Genomic DNA, 14,837 nt, shown 5'->3' with positions numbered 1-14,837 from the left:
GCTTAGGCCTCCGAGCCGTTGCGGTAGGAAAGGGCGATCATGGTGATCTGGTAGGCGGTGAAGAAGAACAGGATCCAGGAGAGCGCCGCCTTGATCAGGTCGAACACGCGGCAGTCGATGCTGAGGGTGTGGCCCTGGAAGGTGAACTCCAGCGGCGAGCAGTTGCCGCCCGAGGGCAGTTCGGGCAGCCAGCCGGTGGCCTTGTCGCGGACGTAGCCGACCGCCTGGCCGACGATGCTCGAATCGCTCTCGAACAGATCCTGGTAGCGCTCGGTGAGGTCGCCGTCGATCTCTTCGTTGTCGGTCTCGAGGGTCTCCATGACGTCATCGGCCACGCCCTGGCCATCGAAGTCGCCGCGAATGTCGGACTCGTCGGGCGCGCCGTCGGTGCTGGTGAACTTGTCGACGATGCCATCGAAGCCGTTGCGCACGGTGGTCTTGAGCTTATTGATCGCCCCCACCACGTCGCCCAGGGTGGAATCGCCTTCCCCGTCACCCTGGCCCAACGGATCGCCGTTCTCATCGGTGGAGCCGGTGGGCTCGTCGGCGTCGTCGCCCCAGTCGATGCCACCACCCGAGCCGGAGCCGCCGCCGGAATCGCCCCCCGAGTCGCCACCGCCGGGATCTCCCCAGCTGCCGCCACCGATGGACAGACCGCCGCCGGTTTCGATGGGGTTGCCGTCGGCATCGAAAGCGCCCTCGGTGAGCTCAATGGGGTTGCCGTCGCTGTCCCAGGCGCCTTCCTCGCCGAGGGTGATGGGGTTGCCTTCGGCGTCGAAGGCGCCGACGTTGAGATTGGCGCCGCCGTCGTAGCAGTAATAGGAGCCGCCGGAACCGACGTAGCCGCCGGAGCAGGTGGCGGGGTCGTCGGTCTCGGTGAGGTAGTCGGGGAGGTCGTCGCTCGGTTCGACGTTGCTGTCGGTGTCGTTGACCTCGCCGGTGGAGGTGGCATCGAAGTCGCCGGTCAGGTAGCACTGTCCGGCGGGGGCGGTATCTCCGTTGGCGTTGGTCTTGGTGCAGACACCGACGCCCTTGCCGGAGGGGGTCAGAGAACACGCGCCCTGGTCGTAGGGCGGGGCTTCGAATTCGCCCTTGAGCACAGTGGCGTGACCGTACTGGGCCTGGCACTGCTCGTCGGTGTAGATATGGTCAAAAACCGGCGCATCCGGAAAAGCTGAGGACGGAATGTCACTCGCTTTCGGTTGCCAGAAATAGACTTTAAGGATGGCCTTGTAATAAGGATCTTCCGTCCCGTAGACAATAAAGCTCACATCCTCATACCAGGAATACCCCTCCCAGCGTGAGTGATTAACGCAGCTATCCACCCAAGAGCGGACATCAGCAAGCGTCGCGGATTTTGAGGGGCGGGAGTTGCTCGCGGTTGCTCCGCACTGTTGAGACCATTCGGCATGGGCTGTATCCACGCCGATACTGACGAACACCACCGGCACCAGGGCGACGATCAGCAGCAGGCGTTTGAGCATGGCGGCGTCTCTCTCGTGCGGGTGGGTGGGCAATGCCGGTGGATGAAAAAGGGGGCCAAGCGGCCCCCTCTTGGTTGGCCACCGCTCAGGTGGACTTGTTGGCGAACTTCTTGAACAGGCCGATGGCGAGCAGCGAGCCGACGATGGCGGTCACCACCGGCCAGGCGCTGGAGGCCATGTCGGTGGCCTGGCTTTGCAACGAGTCGAAGGCTTGTTGCGCGGCGGAGCTGGTTTCGGAGGCGGAGGCGGTGCCGGCCACCACCAGGGCGCTGGCACCGGCGATGCCGGCGGTGGCCTTGGCGTTGAGGCGTCCAGCCAGCGCGCGAGTCTTGTCGAGATGCTGTTTGGCGATGTGTGTAACGGTCATGTCGAGACTTCCATAAAGCGCTTGAAGGCAAGCATTGATGTTCCCCACGCCCAACCGAGGACGTAGGCACCTAGCAGGGAGCTGATGATTTCCGGGACGGTCATCATCGTTGGCCCCCTTTTATTGCGCCGAGCCCGAATACCGCGACGAGCCCGATGCAATAAATCAGGAGCCACAGACTGGTGAACTGGTCAGCGTCCATGGCTCGTGTTCCGGTTATGACGCGCTTTTGGCGTCGGGTTTGGAGGACTGGCCGCCGGGGTGGCCGGAGGCCTTGGGCACGCGAATGGCGACGACGTGCAGGGTGGTGCGCGTGGCGTTGCTGCTGGAACGCACGGTGCGGAAGTCGACGTCGATCTCGAGGTTGCAGGGCAGCTGGGCGCCGCTGTCGCGGATCTGGTCGACGACCGAGTACTCGGCGGACATCTCGGAGTGCAGGAGGCCGACCTGGTTGTCGTTACTGGCGTCGGCGTCGTCGATGATGCTGAGTTTTCCGCCCTTGCGGCCTTCGAATTCGTAACGAGAGGCGCCGATAACGCGGGCAATCATGGTGTTGATCATGGTGGTTTCCTTTTTAGCGTGGGTGCTGGGCTGCACGGGTTTGGCAGTGGTGAGCGAGCACGGCTAGCTCTGCGGTGTCGGGTGATTCGCCGTGAATCATCCGGGTTAGGTGTTCGGCCTGGGCGTAGAGGAGCGCGGCACGGCCGTAGTCGCGGCCCTGGAGGCAACGGCCAGCCCGCTCCCTCAGGGCTCGGGGTTCCGGGCAGGCGGTTACCTGCGCCGCACCCGTGCCCCTCGGTCGGCCCGCACGGCAGTCGACCCCGGCCCCGCCGTCAACCGTCGCTGCGCGAGGTGTGACGGCGGGGCCGTTGCCGACTCGGGGAGCCGTGCGACCGAGGGGCGACGGGTGACGGGCAGGCAACAACATCTTTAGGAACCCGAGCCGGGTCGCGGGGCGTCGGTGGCTTCGAGGCCGAGCGGTGACAGGTCGCCGCGCTCCAAACGCTCAAGGCCGTTCTGCATGAGCAGTTCGCCCAGGGCCGAGGGGGTGAGTCGGTGCGTGCCGGCCTGGACCAGGAAGCGCGAATGATCGTCCTGTTCCAGGAACACGCGAACGGGTTGTTTCTTGCCGTTGGCAGTGGTCATTGGGTGTTCCTCGTGGGGGTGGTCGAATTGCGCTGCGCATCCAGGAGTGGACGCGAGAGCGCCTGGGAATAAAAAGCGGCCCCGGTGGACGCAGGGAACGGGGTGTGGATAACCACGGGGGCCGAAGCGCTGGGAACGCGGGAAGCGGTGCGAGCGAAGGCGTAACGAAGACGAATGTTGTCGACGGTCAGCTTGGCGATGAGGTGATCGCGGTCACGCTGGACGCACGCGGGGCAGCCGACAGTGATGGGGGCGCCATCGGCTTTGTAGGTTTCAACCTCGCCACAGCCGTCACAGAGCCAGCATTCGGGCTCGTCAGGCTCGTCAGGCTCGTCGCCGTAGGTGCGGTAGACCAGGGCGAGGGCGTCGTCCTCGGAGGCGTAGCCGTTGACGAAGGCACCCTTGCTGCAGGGATCGGTAGCGCGCTCGATAGCGACACCACGGGGCGCGTCGGCGATGTCGGCGAAGTAGACGTAATAGCTGCCGTCGAGGTCCTGAGCGACCAAGCCGGCTTCGCGGCCGTCGACCTGGAAGAACAGAGACTCGCCCAGGGAGTCGGTGACGTGGCGGAAGGTGATCATGCCCATTCCTCCGCCTGGAGGCACTGCGTATGCAGCAGGGCCAGATTGATCATGCGGTACTTGCCGACCTTGACGGCGGGGATGTAGCCGCGACGGATGTGGCCGTAGACCGTATCGACGGTCAGGCCGGAGAGTTCGGCGAAACGCTCTTGGGTCATCAGTGGCACGTGGGCCGGGACCTGGGGCGCTTGGTTCTCTTCCATTGTCGTAACCCGCCTTTGTTTGTCTGTGGTAGGCTTTTTCGTAGTAGCGGCGATGGGCGTCGCTGTATCACGATCTCAATATAGTAGGATCATGGCACAGTGTCAACGACTGATGGCGAGAAAATTCGTGCGATCCGTGAAGCCGAGGATATGGGGCGGCAAGAGTTCTCAGATCTCACAGGCATAAAGAAACAAACTCTGATTAGCACTGAGCAAGGGAGAATGGCTTGTTCTCTGAAAACAGTGAAACAAGTGCTGTCAGTCTTTCCGAAGTACACGATGTGGCTTGTTAACGACCAGGTATTAGAAGAAGCCGGCCAGGTGAGCCCGGAAATAGAAAAGGCGCGCAAAGCGTTTAAGCCGACGGGAACGGATACCGAGTAGCCAAACGGGTCATGGGTAATTGGTGGGGAGGGTAATTATAAATATGGCTTTAAATGGCACAAATAAATCTAAGCTGCGCCAGGTCAGTGATACATTACAGTATTTGGGTGGGCAGAAGCATGGCTTTAAAGAAAATTCGATAGGGGTGGATTTAAGTGCTGACAAATTAGTTGAAGACTTAAAGAAAATTATAAGTTATTACAAGCTGCTTGAGCAAAATGATGGGTGCGCTTTTTGGGATAAAACAATTAATATTCTGGTTCTCTCTGCCGAGAAAGCTTTAAAAGGGAAGGAGTCCACTGCTATGTGGGCAGCCCTATATGTTATTTACTCCGAAGCGCGCAAGTTGTCGAGCTTTAATAGCACGCTTGGGAGAAGCCTTAGTAGCTTGGAAGTGATGCTTTCGAATAAAGATAGCAGCCCCATGACCCGGGGGGAGGTGATCTACAAGTCGTACATAACAAGAGGTAGGTTTGAAATTGAGGTTTTTCAGAAAGACGGCCAGTTAAATAAGCGAATTAGTGATGTAGTAAGTAGTAATTTTAAAAAGCTAGAAGAAAAAGAGGCAGTCTTAGAAAAGAGGCTAGAAGACACAGAAAAAACGTTAAGTGCAGCGCAAGGAGAAACTAGTTTTGTTACTGCTTATAAAGGGTTGAGCAAATACTCGACCAAGCTTGCAAACAAGCTCCGGATTATAAAAATTCTTAGATACGCTCTTATGGGGGCGATTCTAAGTATTTTGGCATGGAATTTTTTTGAGCTAAGCTTGTTTAGTGATGATGAAAAAGAATTAGCTGAAACTGTTTCGGTTTACAGGGCCCCCGTTGGGAATGTGTATCAAGAGGCCAGCAATGATGTTTACGACTCCATTCGGCATGGCATAACAGTAACTGATATAAAATTAGGTATTATAAAAATATCCTTGATTTTAGTCCTTGTATATTTTCTTAGGATAGTTATCAGAGAAGAAAGGGATGTAGAAAGCTTAGTGCAAGATATTGAATATAAAGCTGCAATCACTTCCTTTCAAAGAGACCATTTAGAAGTTGTTAAGGAAAGTGAAGGCGATATTAATGCCTCAATTGCCCGTTATGAAGAATTTATTTATATGTTCGCCGATCAGAAGGATAGGCACGATAATCCCGAAGTTACGGATGGAGTTACAAAAATAGTAGAGAGTGTAGAAAAAGTTGTTAAGGCAACAAAAAAATAGCGCTGGGGGCACGATAATGTTTAGCTTTGATTTCTATAATAACCAGAGGGTTAAAGGGGCGTACTATTTCCTTTTTAAGGTGCTGGGGTGCTTAAAGCGAGTGTTGAAGTTAATTATCGGTTTGCTGATATGTTTTTTAGTTGTATTTGATCTTATGGCGCTAGCACTGATAATCGATAAAGATACGGAAAAAGTAGTTGATTTGTTATTTGCAAAGGAAATACTTTTACCATTGGCTGTGCTTTTTGCCGCCGCACCTTTGAGCAAAGGCATGCCGCAACATAAAACTTTGTTGGGTGGGCTGAGTCTTCTATACTGCTGCGCCACATATCTTCTTTTATATTATAATGTCGAGTTCATAGATAATGAGATGGGGGCTTATTGGAGGTTTGTAGATTTATATGTCGCAAGTGTTTTTTTAGGCATAATGGCCGAATTTAATAAACTCGGTCTGGTTATTGGGTTTTTTAATATATTTTCGCCCTTGATGCACCTTGTAGTTGAAAACAACTTGGGGTGGATTCATAAAAAAGGTATTTTTGAAGAGGGCAAAAGTGATTCTGAATAATAATATGCAGATGCGGGTAAACGCTTGACATGACTACATAATGTTATCTCCAGTGGGCTATTGAAGTCCTTAAGTCTAGAAAGTCCGGTATCGGAATCTTTCAATATCCGCCGCCAGAAGATGACTACATCTTGTCCACACAACTAGCCGATAAAGGAGCTTACAGGCTAGCAAAGTCTCTATAAGTAATTGTTTTTACAGATAAAGACAGGCAATGAAAAACATTAGCTAAATCTTGTAATCAGTAGGTCCCGGGTTCGACTCCTGGTGCCAGCACCATTTTAAACGCAGCAATATCAAGCGTTTGCAGATTTTAAAAGGCCGCCTAACAGGGCGGCTTTTTTGTGGGTGTCTACATTGTGTCTACAGCGGCGAGAGGATTGAATCTCACCGCATCCTCCAAGTGGTCCGGCGCGAAGTGCGCGTAACGCATGGTCATGGTCAGTGACTGATGGCCGAGAATGCGTTGCAGGACCAGGATGTTGCCCCCGTTCATCATGAAGTGACTGGCGAAGGTATGCCGCAGGACGTGCGTAAGCTGTCCTGGCGGTAGGCTGATGCCGGTTGCCTGAATGCCTTCCTTGAACACCTTGTAGGATGTGACGAACAGGCGCCCTATCTGGCGGCGCTTGCGGAGCTGGCCGGCGAGGTCGGGATCGACCGGGATCGTGCGATTCTTGCCGGATTTGGTGGCCACGAAGGTGATGCGATCCTTGCCGACGTTCTCGGCGCGCAGTGTCTCGGCTTCGGACCAGCGGGCGCCGGTGGTGAGACACAGCAGGGTGATGTAGTAGCAATCTCGGTTGTGCAGCGACTTGAAGTGCTGAAGCAGCTGCTGGATCTCGGTGTCGACGCCGGAGCTATAAGTCCGAAAGGGGGTGCGGCACTTTTCTTGGACTCTTTCATGCTGCGATCCCAAGGCTCTCTCGGTATTCCCGTGGGCTCAGAGCACCTAAAGATACCTTGATCCGATGCTCGTTATACCAGCAAATGTACGAATCAACTTTCGTCATGAATTGCTCAAGCGTCGTGCCACGCCAATCTCGAGGATAGAAGAATTCAGTCTTGAGACGCCCAAAGAAGCCTTCACAGGCAGCGTTATCCGGCGTGCAGCCTTTGCGGGACATCGATCGAATCAATCCCGCATCCTCGATGCGCGATAGCCATCCTGGCCAGCGCCAGGATGAGCTCGTCTCGGGTCCATGGTTTGTTTCTCGCCATTCTATCCTCGCCTGTATGCGCCCTAATGGCTTTTGTAAATTAGAAGTATCTTCTATCGGGCCTTGGCATGAGGCAATTCTTCCCACCTTGTGGTCCATCTCGGCGTTCGATTCGCATAGCGCAGGTGCCAAGCCGCGCTGCCGGTTGGCATGCCCAGCCGCACCGTGCCGCGCCCCGTCGTCTTATTGAGTTCGTCCATGGTGGGCATCAGTTTCTGGCTGCGTTTACGGTCGGCCTCGCTCTGGGGTGTATCGAAATGAAAACGCCAACCTTTGGGCTGGCGTTTTGCGTGGGTGCCGGGATCGCTGGGACTACTGCGACTGTGTCATCTCGTGCTGGGCGGCGAGGGCCAGGAAGGCGGAGCGGCTGAGGTGACGCGCCTTGGCGTGATCGTCGATCCGGGCGACCAGCGATTCGGACAGGCTGATATTGACCCGCACGGCGCGGGTGCTGATCCGCGACAGGTCGATATCGAGCAGCATCCAGTAGCCGCCCTGGAACCGCTCGTCATCTTGCCAGTCTTCCGGCGCCGACGGCACGGGGATGGGCAGGTCCTCGCCGTCGAAATGCACTTCCACGGCCTCCTGAGCCATGCGCGGCAGGTCGGCCATGTCATCCGCGGCTGAAAAGCAGCCGGGAAAGTCGGGAAAGGTGATGCCGTAGGCGCTGTCGGCATCCTTGTGAACGTATACGGGGTAGAGCATGTGTTACCTCCAGGCCCAGCCGGCTTGTCGATAGATGTTGCGCAGCGTGCCGGTGGCGATGTCCTTGCGGGGATGGGGGACGACGACATGGCCCGGGCGCTCGGGATGCTTGAACTTTTGGTGGTCGCCCTTGCCCCCGACGCATTGCCAGCCTTCGGCTGCCAGTCGCTTGATAACGTCTGCGCTCTTCATGTTGTGTATTTTTGCGCAAGACTCGGCGCGTTGCAAGCCGTGCCGAGAGTCAGCCGGCCATCTCGGCGCTACGGGTATTCGAGTCCGTGGCAGGGCAATTGCCTTCACGCCGAATGCTGTTTGCATATACAGTGTTCGGCGAAGCGGCGCCGAGAGGCAAATGCTAATGTAATGCGCCGGCCGGTTTGGCATTCAACGCGCGGCCGGATAAAACCGAAAAAACAAGGGGTTGCAGAGTAGACGCATAATCGTGAATTACCTGGGTCCGCTGGTCGCGGGCATCGACCACCCGGCACTGCATGGATACGACGTCAGCCAGTTCGCGCCGAGCTGCTACCTGGTGGAGATTGGCGAGGACGCCGGCGTCGATGGGCCGCTGATCGAAGGCGACGTGCTGGTGGTCGACGAGGCGCGCACCGCCCAGCACGACGACCTGGTGATCGTGGATTGTGACGAGGAGCAGCGGTTGTATCAGGCGTTTCGGCTTGGCGGGAGCCTGTTGCTGATTCCGCCGCGCGACCGGAGCGGGGCGATCCGGGCGCGGCAGAGCCTGTTGCGGGGCGTGGTGGTGAGTCAGGCGCGGCGGTATGGGTGGTGATCAGCGGCGGGAAGCCTCGCAGGGCGTGCCATCGTTTAAACCTAAACCCTTTCTGCCTCAGTCCGCGTTTTTTGTCCGGGCGCGTGCCAGCTCTTGCATGGCGACACGGGCGAGAAAGCCGGAGCGCGTCTTGTCGCCCGTGTTATGGGCCACGAAGTCGTCGATCTGTTTGACCAGGAGGTCGGGCAGCGTGACGTTGATCTTGTGGCTCTTGCCCAGGTACGGGGTCACGTCGATGTCGACCACCGCCCAGATCCAGCCGGCGTAGTCGGGATTGTCGACGTGGCTCTCGACCGTCTTCGCCTCGGGGATGGGATCGCCGTGCTCGACCGCGACCTCGAGCCAGCCCTCGATGGCTTCGCGCACGTTGGCCAGCGCTTCTTCTAACGTGTCGCCGGCCGAGAAGCAGCCGGGTAGGTCTGGCACGGCAACGCCATAGGCGTGTTCGTCGTCGCCACGCTCGATCGCGATGGGAAATAACATGGGTCGATCTCCGTCAGTGACTGGGGCAGCAGGGTCCGGCCTCATGCGAGGCCGGCGCTTTTTCTGATTCCCTTGACCAAGCCGTTTTCAGATCCTTCTTGGGATGAGGCACCGTGACGGTGCCGGGCTTGGTGGGGTGTCTGAAGTGGTGATGGCTGCCGTTGACTCTGACCAGCTCCCAGCCGTCCCGCTTCAGTTCCTTGATCAGTGCTCTGCTGTCCACCTCCTGCTCCTTGCCGTTGAATATGGAGTTATAGTAACCCTGCATTGATGGCTGTGCAAGTATTTCATAACCCCAATAACCCTGCATGGCTTTGGGCAGGTCGTGCGCTGACGGCGGGAGATCTACGCCTTCACCTCACAGCGTATCCGGGTGATGTAGCCGTTGTCGTCGAGGATGTCCTCGACGTCGGTGATCAGCCAGTCGGTGCCATCGATCGGGGGCTTGAAACCGGCGACGGTCACGGGCGTCTCGGCGGCGAGATCGGCGCGACCGTGGGCCAGCGTCAGTTCGAACAGGGCGGCGCGCCGCTGGATGCGCTGCCATTCGGAGCGCGCGGCATCCGTGGCGTCGGCCTCGCTGACGGAGACCGCGCGCAGCTCCTTGAGTTTCTCGGTACCGCCGGCGATGACGACCTGGCGTTTCGCCTCGCGCGGGTCGTTCCAGTAGGCGCGCACGCCGGTGAATTCCAGCAGCAGGGTGCCGGAGAGCGTGATGGTGTCGGTGCCGGCGCCGACGAACTGATACGCCGGCCGCTCGCCGACGCGCGACTGGGAGGCGTGGCGCCACTCGGTGCGGCGTTGCAGTTGCTGGTAGGGTACCGAGCGGGTTTCGAAGACGAACATGCCAAGGGCCATGAGCATGGGAAAATCTCTCAAGCAAGTTTGGGACTGGGTTGAGTTCAACCTGTTACGAAGTTTCTACACCGTGTTTTTTTACGGGATTCCTCTCATGTCGGCGCTGTATGGATTCCAACAGCTCATTGAGTGGACTCAACCAATGGGGGTCTCCGACCGGGCGTTGATAGAGGCGATCCATAAGGTGGATATCGAGGGGTATCTACTCATGATCGGTGCCGTCGTCGGGGTCGTCGCCAGCAAGGGGCATTCCATGAAATCGGTAGCGGGCTCGGTCGTTTCTGGCTTCGCACTCATCGTGGCCTCGTATGCGTCCAGTTTGACGCCACAGGACATCGCACCTGCCGAGTTGAGCGCCGCCGAAGTGAAGTGGACCCCATTCACTGGACCACCTGACAGGCGAGCTAAGCTCTGACTACCTTGTCATCAGGCGTCAGGCCGCCTGGATCAGTGGTTGATTGAAGTACACCTCATCGGGTGTTGCATCGTCCAGGCCCTGATGGGGCCGCTCCTTGTTGAACCACGTGAAGTAACGCTTCAGCTCCTCACGCAGGTGAGCGCCATCTTCGAAGGCCTTCAGGTAGACGCACTCGTACTTCACGCTGCGCCAGAGCCGCTCCACGAAGATGTTGTCCTGATAACAGCCCTTGCCGTCCATGCTGATCCGAACATCATGGGCCTCCAGCACCTCGGTGAAGGCCTGGCTGGTGAACTGGCAGCCTTGATCGGAGTTGAAGAACTCAGGCGGTCCGTGGCGCGCCAGGGCATCCTCCAGGGCGTCGATGCAGAAGTCCGCATCCAGGGTGTTCGATATTCGCCAGGCCAGCACACGACGGCTGCACCAGTCCATGATGGCTACCAGGTACATGAACCCGCGTGCCAGTGGGATGTAGGTCACATCGGTCGCCCACACCTGATTGGGGCGGTCGATGACACGCCCCCGCAGCAGGTAAGGATAGATCCGATGCCCCTCCCGGGGGCGACTGGTGCACGGCTTGGGATACACCGCTTGTAGCCCCATCTGGCGCATCAGTCGCTGGACGCGCTTGCGGTTCACCGGGTGGCCCAGGCGGTTGAGATGGACCGTCATCCTCCGAGAACCATAGACCGGCGTGCGCAGGTGTTCCTCGTCGATCAGGCGCATCAGCTGCAGATCGTAGCTCCCCAGGGCCTTGCGCCGGTAGTACACCGAGGAGCGACTGATACCGAGCAACTGGCACTGGCGTCGGAGGCTCATGTCGGGCGCCTGCGGCTCAACCAGTGCCAGGCGCTGGACCCGGCTCAACGATCGAGCCTGCGTGATAAAAATCGCGTTCCACCGTCAGCTTGCCGATCTCACGGTAGAGCGTGTCGATCTCCTCCTGGGTCTTCTGGGCTGCCTTGCCGTCGCCCTTGCCCTCGAAAATCCCGGTGGCGTTGTCCAGCAACTCGCGCTTCCACTGGCTCACCATAGTCGGATGGATCTCGAAGCGGGCAGCGATTTCCGAAGTGGTCTCGTCGCCCTTGAGGGCGGCGAGGGCCACCTTGGCCTTGAAGTCGGCGCTGTATTGCCTGCGTTTCCTGCTCATGATCAGGTCCTCCTGTCGGAATGATCAGAGCTTAGCGCCTGGTCCGAATTTCGGGGTCCACTTCAAAGGGCAGTTCATTGCCTGGTGTCTGTTGGCCATCTTTTCGTCCGCCTTCCTGACAATGTGGTTTTGTGTTCTTGCGATTCTTCACGTGGAGCCTGGCCTGGATAGAAAGGCGAGTTGGTTGATCGCCTTTCTGACTCATAAGCCAGCTCAGCCGGTTTCATCCTCGGCCCGTGAATCGTGATCACTCCCGGTCCCACATCGACGAGCGGCCGCGCGCGGTGGCGTCGCGCTGGGCCTGCTCGAGCGCGCGTTGTACTTCGCGGGCCCAGGCCTTCACGTTCGGCGAGCCGATGCCGGTCATCGACATGCAGGACTTTCTGTATACCGGCTGCTGGATGCTGGGCTCGCGCTGGTACGAGCCGCCCATCGATCTCCCGGCGCTGGCCAAGACGTACCGGGCGACGGCGCACCACGGCTCGTCGCTGCAGGTGAAGCGCAACATTCTGAGCCGGTCGTTCATTCCGCATCCGCTGTTGAGCCGCCAGGCATTCCGGTCGCTGGTCAACGATTACCTGATCTTCGGCAATGCCTACGCCGAGCAGGTGTTCGGCCGGCTGGGCCGACTGCTCGAGATTCGTCCGGCACAGGCGCGCTACACGCGGCGTGGCGTGGAAGCGGGGCAATACTGGTGGACCTACGACTGGCGGCAGCCGGTGGAGTTCGAGCGCGGCTCGGTCATCCACCTGCTCGAGCCGGACATCAACCAGGAGATCTACGGCGTGCCGGACTACCTCGGCGCGCTGCAGTCGATCCTGCTCAACGAGAACGCCACGCTGTTCCGGCGCCGCTACTACCTCAACGGATCGCATGCCGGGTTCATCATGTACGTGAGCGACCCGAACGTGAACCAGGAAGACGTCGACGCCATGCGCGAGGCGCTCAAGGATTCGCGCGGCATGGGCAACTTCCGCAACCTGTTCATGCACTCGCCGGACGGCAAGAAGGATGGCATCCAGGTGATCCCGCTGAGCGAGGTCGCCGCCAAGGACGAGTTCGCCGGCATCAAGAAGACCACCCGCGACGACGCGCTCGCCGGCCACCGGGTGCCACCGCAGCTCATGGGCGTGATGCCAGACAACGTCGGCGGCTTCGGCGACGTCGAGAAAGCGGCGCGGGTGTTCGTCAACAACGAGCTGGAACCGCTCCAGGCGGTGTTCCTCGAGATCAATGACATCGTTGGGGAGGAGGTGGTCCGGTTCCGCCCGTATGAACTGGGAAACGCGAAGGAGGAGTCGCCGCCGCTCGCCTGATAATGGCCCGATTGATCAAGCCGCCCACCGAGGCGGCTTTTCGTGCTCGGACGCTGTCGTCGTCGCGTAGCTGTAATTGCGCGGAAACGGCAATTACACCGAACCACTGGCAACGGCGCGCTGATAGGGTGACGGGACCATTTACAACTGGAGGGGTGGGTATGTCTATTTTCTTGCGGATGGTTCGGGACTGGGTGGAGGCCCGTCGGGCGCCGTTGCCGCAATGGTCTTCATGGGCACTGGCCATGTTGGGAAGCGTCTCGTTCTGCGTCGCGGGGTACTGGGGACTGATCATCAAAGCCGTGCTTGGTGATCTGATTCAGGCAACAAACGATGCGGGAATCACTCTCATGGCGCTCGCCATGTGGGGGCTCTTCGGGATGCTGGGCGTGGCGTTTTGGTTCCACGGATGCATCGCGGCGAGATGCCACCTCGTCCTGTTCGAGAGGCATTTCTGAGTTCAGGCAGTCGCCCGGTGGGGCGGCCTTTTTATTCAGGGCTGGCCGTCATTGCTCACGCCAGCTCGCCCTAGCCAGCACCGCCGCCGCGCCGTCGACTCCCCGCCCCGCCTGCGGGCTAAATGGGTCGGAAATGATGCAACGTTGCATCTGGCGCCAGGCCGCGCCACTACTAGGGCTCGCGGCGGTTTTAACGGGTTGGATTTTTATGCGGATCGATGCAGTTTTGAGCGCTTTCCTTGCTTGTGAAAAGCCTTATCCAAGGCTGCAATGTTATGAAGTGTTATTGGAGGTAAACTATTTCACTATTTATCTTTAATGCGATAATTTTTTCAGGTTTGTTTTTTAGAGGTTTGGTGGTTCTTGTTGGTAGGGAGTGTGGAGTTTGACTAACATTTCTATAAGTATGCCTTGAGGCACTTGCTGCCTCTAGCTTCGGAGAGAGTTATGTCTCAAGTCGAAGGAAAGAGGTTGTTGGTTGAGTCATTCAAGAGTATTGCCACATTAAGCAGTAGCGCTATACTAGTGATAGTTGCGTTTATGAAGGATGTCTTTATTGCCCCATGTCACCCATGGGTTGTAATAGTTTCCCTCATTTCTTTAGTGATATCAGTGATTGCCTCAGGGTTGGTGATGGTGCTTTTATCGAGTGACGTCCTGAATGAAGCTGACTTGTCAGCTCAAACTCATCCCGGGTTAGGCATTGTTGTTCTCTCGAGCGCAATTGGCGGTTTTCTGGTAGGAATGATAGGTATAGTGGCGTTTTTTGTGATTAATATTTGAGGTGTGTTCATGAAAAGTGAAGAGGCGTTGGAAGAATTGCTGGAAAGGGCTGCTTCAGAACTGAAGCGGTTAAATAAAGCGCTTGCAGAAGAAAGTATACAGAGCATGAGGGAGAGTAAAAAGTTCTTTAACGCCTATTCGAGGTTGGAGAAGGAGATGTATTTATTAGGTGGGATGAAGAATATTTTTCGAGGCCAGGGGGTTTCTGGTACAGATGACGATGCGCAGGCAGGTGGTGCAGGGATGGTAAATGTTCATAGTGTGAATTGCCCCCACTGCGGTAGGGTGGTTTTTAATATTTCCTAGCCTAGCCTTAAGATCGGGGGAAACATTGTGAGCTTCTCTGGTTTTGTTTAAAAGCTGTGTAGCCTATCAACGTAGTCTATTGATTTTTCATTTTTTGGGATGTTGGTTTACGTAGGTTTTTGTCGATTAAGTTATTGATATTATTGGAAGGTTTTTTAGATTTGTAATCAGTAGGTCCCGGGTTCGACTCCTGGTGCCAGCACCATTTTAAGCGCAGCAATATCAAGCGTTTGCAGAATTTAGAAAGCCGCCTAACAGGGCGGCTTTTTTGTGGGTATGGACCTCCCCCGGTTTAGTGGACACGCATCGATAACTCCCACGGAGGAGAAAACCGATGCCCGCAATCATCACGGGGAAGAAGACACAACGTTACAGCACTGAGTTCAAGGTGAAGGCGGTCGAGT

Annotated in this window: 25 protein-coding genes and 1 pseudogene; 9 read left to right on the top strand and 17 right to left on the bottom strand. The window is 57.3% G+C overall.

Annotated features, from left to right (window positions below):
- Nucleotides 1-2: 2 nt before the first annotated feature.
- The 7 genes from HR9077_RS22010 to HR9077_RS07570 form a co-directional block, all read right to left on the bottom strand.
- Complete coding sequence (locus tag HR9077_RS22010; RefSeq protein WP_210725885.1) at nucleotides 3-1,484, bottom strand: hypothetical protein; 1,482 nt, start codon at nucleotides 1,482-1,484, stop codon at nucleotides 3-5.
- An 85-nt stretch (nucleotides 1,485-1,569) separates the two neighbouring features.
- On the bottom strand, nucleotides 1,570-1,851 hold the full coding sequence (locus HR9077_RS07590) for a major coat protein (RefSeq protein ID WP_136066428.1): 282 nt from the start codon (nucleotides 1,849-1,851) through the stop codon (nucleotides 1,570-1,572).
- Nucleotides 1,852-1,954: 103 nt separating this feature from the next.
- Nucleotides 1,955-2,053, bottom strand: coding sequence for a tail virion protein G7P-2 (locus HR9077_RS22460; protein ID WP_458692915.1), 99 nt, complete (start codon nucleotides 2,051-2,053; stop codon nucleotides 1,955-1,957).
- A gap of 14 nt (nucleotides 2,054-2,067) precedes the next feature.
- Nucleotides 2,068-2,412 (bottom strand): hypothetical protein, encoded by a 345-nt coding sequence (locus HR9077_RS07585; protein WP_136066427.1) that lies wholly within the window; start codon nucleotides 2,410-2,412, stop codon nucleotides 2,068-2,070.
- A 369-nt stretch (nucleotides 2,413-2,781) separates the two neighbouring features.
- Nucleotides 2,782-2,997, bottom strand: a complete 216-nt coding sequence (locus tag HR9077_RS07580) for a hypothetical protein (RefSeq protein WP_136066426.1) — start codon at nucleotides 2,995-2,997, stop codon at nucleotides 2,782-2,784.
- On the bottom strand, nucleotides 2,994-3,578 hold the full coding sequence (locus tag HR9077_RS07575; protein ID WP_136066425.1) for a hypothetical protein: 585 nt from the start codon (nucleotides 3,576-3,578) through the stop codon (nucleotides 2,994-2,996). The genes HR9077_RS07580 and HR9077_RS07575 overlap by 4 nt, the downstream gene beginning before the upstream one ends.
- Complete coding sequence (locus tag HR9077_RS07570) at nucleotides 3,575-3,781, bottom strand: helix-turn-helix domain-containing protein (protein WP_136066424.1); 207 nt, start codon at nucleotides 3,779-3,781, stop codon at nucleotides 3,575-3,577. The genes HR9077_RS07575 and HR9077_RS07570 overlap by 4 nt, the downstream gene beginning before the upstream one ends.
- Before the next feature lie 99 nt (nucleotides 3,782-3,880).
- On the opposite strand from HR9077_RS07570, the gene HR9077_RS07565 reads away from it, so the two are divergent.
- Genes HR9077_RS07565 through HR9077_RS07555 form a run of 3 tightly spaced genes read left to right on the top strand, consistent with a single transcriptional unit; the run spans nucleotide 3,881 to nucleotide 5,946 of the window.
- Entirely contained in the window at nucleotides 3,881-4,165 is a 285-nt protein-coding gene (locus HR9077_RS07565; RefSeq protein WP_136066423.1) for a helix-turn-helix transcriptional regulator, read from the top strand.
- Nucleotides 4,166-4,208: 43 nt separating this feature from the next.
- Complete coding sequence (locus HR9077_RS07560) at nucleotides 4,209-5,378, top strand: hypothetical protein (protein ID WP_136066422.1); 1,170 nt, start codon at nucleotides 4,209-4,211, stop codon at nucleotides 5,376-5,378.
- 16 nt (nucleotides 5,379-5,394) lie between these two features.
- Entirely contained in the window at nucleotides 5,395-5,946 is a 552-nt protein-coding gene (locus HR9077_RS07555; RefSeq protein WP_136066421.1) for a hypothetical protein, read from the top strand.
- Between the two features lie 352 nt (nucleotides 5,947-6,298).
- Here HR9077_RS07555 and HR9077_RS07550 read toward each other — a convergent pair whose 3' ends face one another.
- From HR9077_RS07550 to HR9077_RS07530, 5 genes and pseudogenes are all read right to left on the bottom strand, one after another.
- Nucleotides 6,299-6,865, bottom strand: a complete 567-nt coding sequence (locus HR9077_RS07550) for a tyrosine-type recombinase/integrase (protein WP_136066420.1) — start codon at nucleotides 6,863-6,865, stop codon at nucleotides 6,299-6,301.
- Nucleotides 6,849-7,127, bottom strand: a pseudogene (locus HR9077_RS07545) (IS3 family transposase); the annotation flags it as partial. The pseudogene HR9077_RS07545 and the gene HR9077_RS07550, both read right to left, overlap by 17 nt.
- Before the next feature lie 92 nt (nucleotides 7,128-7,219).
- Nucleotides 7,220-7,375, bottom strand: coding sequence for a DUF4113 domain-containing protein (locus HR9077_RS07540; RefSeq protein ID WP_136066419.1), 156 nt, complete (start codon nucleotides 7,373-7,375; stop codon nucleotides 7,220-7,222).
- A gap of 103 nt (nucleotides 7,376-7,478) precedes the next feature.
- Nucleotides 7,479-7,871, bottom strand: coding sequence for a type II toxin-antitoxin system HicB family antitoxin (locus HR9077_RS07535; RefSeq protein ID WP_136066418.1), 393 nt, complete (start codon nucleotides 7,869-7,871; stop codon nucleotides 7,479-7,481).
- Nucleotides 7,872-7,874: 3 nt separating this feature from the next.
- Nucleotides 7,875-8,063, bottom strand: coding sequence for a type II toxin-antitoxin system HicA family toxin (locus HR9077_RS07530; protein ID WP_136066417.1), 189 nt, complete (start codon nucleotides 8,061-8,063; stop codon nucleotides 7,875-7,877).
- 250 nt (nucleotides 8,064-8,313) lie between these two features.
- Between HR9077_RS07530 and HR9077_RS07525 the strand changes: the two genes are divergently transcribed.
- Nucleotides 8,314-8,661, top strand: coding sequence for a S24/S26 family peptidase (locus HR9077_RS07525; RefSeq protein ID WP_136066416.1), 348 nt, complete (start codon nucleotides 8,314-8,316; stop codon nucleotides 8,659-8,661).
- 57 nt (nucleotides 8,662-8,718) lie between these two features.
- Here the strand turns inward: HR9077_RS07525 and HR9077_RS07520 are convergent, their stop codons facing one another.
- From HR9077_RS07520 to HR9077_RS07510, 3 genes are read right to left on the bottom strand one after another with little or no spacing between them, the layout of a single operon-like run.
- Nucleotides 8,719-9,144: a type II toxin-antitoxin system HicB family antitoxin gene (locus HR9077_RS07520; protein ID WP_136066415.1), complete on the bottom strand. Its 426-nt coding sequence runs from the start codon at nucleotides 9,142-9,144 to the stop codon at nucleotides 8,719-8,721.
- Between the two features lie 13 nt (nucleotides 9,145-9,157).
- Nucleotides 9,158-9,454 (bottom strand): type II toxin-antitoxin system HicA family toxin, encoded by a 297-nt coding sequence (locus HR9077_RS22115; protein ID WP_244613091.1) that lies wholly within the window; start codon nucleotides 9,452-9,454, stop codon nucleotides 9,158-9,160.
- Nucleotides 9,455-9,489: 35 nt separating this feature from the next.
- Complete coding sequence (locus HR9077_RS07510; RefSeq protein ID WP_244613089.1) at nucleotides 9,490-10,008, bottom strand: phage tail protein; 519 nt, start codon at nucleotides 10,006-10,008, stop codon at nucleotides 9,490-9,492.
- On the opposite strand from HR9077_RS07510, the gene HR9077_RS07505 reads away from it, so the two are divergent.
- Nucleotides 10,007-10,417 (top strand): hypothetical protein, encoded by a 411-nt coding sequence (locus HR9077_RS07505; RefSeq protein WP_136066414.1) that lies wholly within the window; start codon nucleotides 10,007-10,009, stop codon nucleotides 10,415-10,417. The two genes, HR9077_RS07510 and HR9077_RS07505, sit on opposite strands and share 2 nt — an antisense overlap.
- Nucleotides 10,418-10,435: 18 nt before the next feature.
- Here HR9077_RS07505 and HR9077_RS07500 read toward each other — a convergent pair.
- Nucleotides 10,436-11,570 (bottom strand): IS3 family transposase gene (locus HR9077_RS07500; protein ID WP_136066413.1). Its coding sequence is split into 2 segments (ribosomal slippage): nucleotides 10,436-11,303 and nucleotides 11,302-11,570, totalling 1,137 coding nucleotides; the frame shifts between segments, so codons are not numbered across the junction.
- Nucleotides 11,571-11,817: 247 nt separating this feature from the next.
- A complete protein-coding gene (locus HR9077_RS22320; RefSeq protein ID WP_280178417.1) occupies nucleotides 11,818-11,943 on the bottom strand; it encodes a hypothetical protein in 126 nt (41 codons plus the stop codon).
- On the opposite strand from HR9077_RS22320, the gene HR9077_RS07495 reads away from it, so the two are divergent.
- The 4 genes from HR9077_RS07495 to HR9077_RS07480 all read left to right on the top strand — a co-directional run bounded on the left by HR9077_RS07495 (nucleotide 11,942) and on the right by HR9077_RS07480 (nucleotide 14,433).
- A complete protein-coding gene (locus HR9077_RS07495; RefSeq protein ID WP_244613087.1) occupies nucleotides 11,942-12,886 on the top strand; it encodes a phage portal protein in 945 nt (314 codons plus the stop codon). The two genes, HR9077_RS22320 and HR9077_RS07495, sit on opposite strands and share 2 nt — an antisense overlap.
- A 161-nt stretch (nucleotides 12,887-13,047) precedes the next feature.
- On the top strand, nucleotides 13,048-13,344 hold the full coding sequence (locus HR9077_RS07490) for a hypothetical protein (RefSeq protein ID WP_136066411.1): 297 nt from the start codon (nucleotides 13,048-13,050) through the stop codon (nucleotides 13,342-13,344).
- Between the two features lie 447 nt (nucleotides 13,345-13,791).
- A complete protein-coding gene (locus HR9077_RS07485; RefSeq protein WP_136066410.1) occupies nucleotides 13,792-14,127 on the top strand; it encodes a hypothetical protein in 336 nt (111 codons plus the stop codon).
- 9 nt (nucleotides 14,128-14,136) lie between these two features.
- A complete protein-coding gene (locus HR9077_RS07480; RefSeq protein WP_136066409.1) occupies nucleotides 14,137-14,433 on the top strand; it encodes a hypothetical protein in 297 nt (98 codons plus the stop codon).
- Nucleotides 14,434-14,837 lie beyond the last annotated feature (404 nt).

Origin of the sequence: Modicisalibacter radicis (genome assembly GCF_900961225.1) — a bacterium.
GTDB lineage: Bacteria > Pseudomonadota > Gammaproteobacteria > Pseudomonadales > Halomonadaceae > Modicisalibacter.
This window is presented reverse-complemented; position numbering and strand designations above follow the sequence as displayed.